Annotated in this window: 1 protein-coding gene; it reads left to right on the top strand. The window is 58.6% G+C overall.

All coding sequences use genetic code 11. The features are described from left to right. A partial coding sequence (locus tag AC0C6X_RS30075; protein ID WP_472956685.1) for an ATP-binding protein occupies window positions 1-950 on the top strand: 950 nt, incomplete at both ends.

Raw genomic sequence — 950 nt, 5'->3', positions numbered from 1 at the left:
CCCGTCCGTGCAGCTCTTCGAGAAGTTCGCACGCCGCGAGCGGCCGGACTTCAGCCTGGGGGATGACACATTGGGGCCGGTATCCAGAATATGCCGGAAACTTGACGGGCTACCACTGGCGCTTGAACTGGCAGCCTCGCAGGTAGGACTCCTCAGTGTAGCGGAGCTGGAGGACCGCCTTCAAAGCAGTATGCAAGACCTTCGCAGCAAGGCGCGGGATATTGATCCCCGTCACCGTACCCTTCGTCTGATGATCGGATGGAGCGACCATCTCCTGACGGAAGGCCAGCGCCGGGTTTTTTATGCGTCGGCCGTCTTCAACGGCGGGTTTGGTCTTCGTGCCGTCGCCTCCTTGTTCGAGGACGAGATCGATGTCGTTGACCACGTGGAAGCTCTTCTGGACAAAAGCCTCTTGTTCAGAACGACGGCTCTGGGCCATCCACGTCTCAACATGCTGGACACGGTTCGCGATTATGCGCTCGACAAACTGCAAGGGTCGGACGGGTACGAAACGATCCGCGACCGTCAGGCGGACCATTTTACCGAGCTTGTCCTGTCCGCCGCGCCAAACGTGATGAGGTTCAACCAGCGCGATTCGGTCGAGCACCTGATGCAAGAGTCCGGGAACATTCGGGTGGCACTCGAATGGCGAATGAAGCAATCCAGCGCCGTTCAATCCGCCAAGCTCATCGAGGCGCTGACGTGGCTCTGGATATCGAGAGGCCAGTTTTCGGAAGCGAGAACATGGTCGGACAAGGCTTTGCAACATGCGCGGACCACAGGCGAACCGGAGCCGTTGGCGCGCATTTTGAACTCGACCGCCTTCATCCGGTACATGTCCGGTGATCCTGAAACAGCGCGTGAAAATGGCGTTGAAAGTCATCGTATCTACAGCGAGTTGGGGCACAAGGCCGGAATTGCGAATGCCGGGATCATTGCCGGCATTGCCA

The sequence above is a fragment of the Ensifer sp. VA4 genome, from assembly GCF_055710065.1.
Note: the sequence above shows the minus strand (reverse complement) of the source record. Positions and strands in the feature narration are given on the sequence as shown.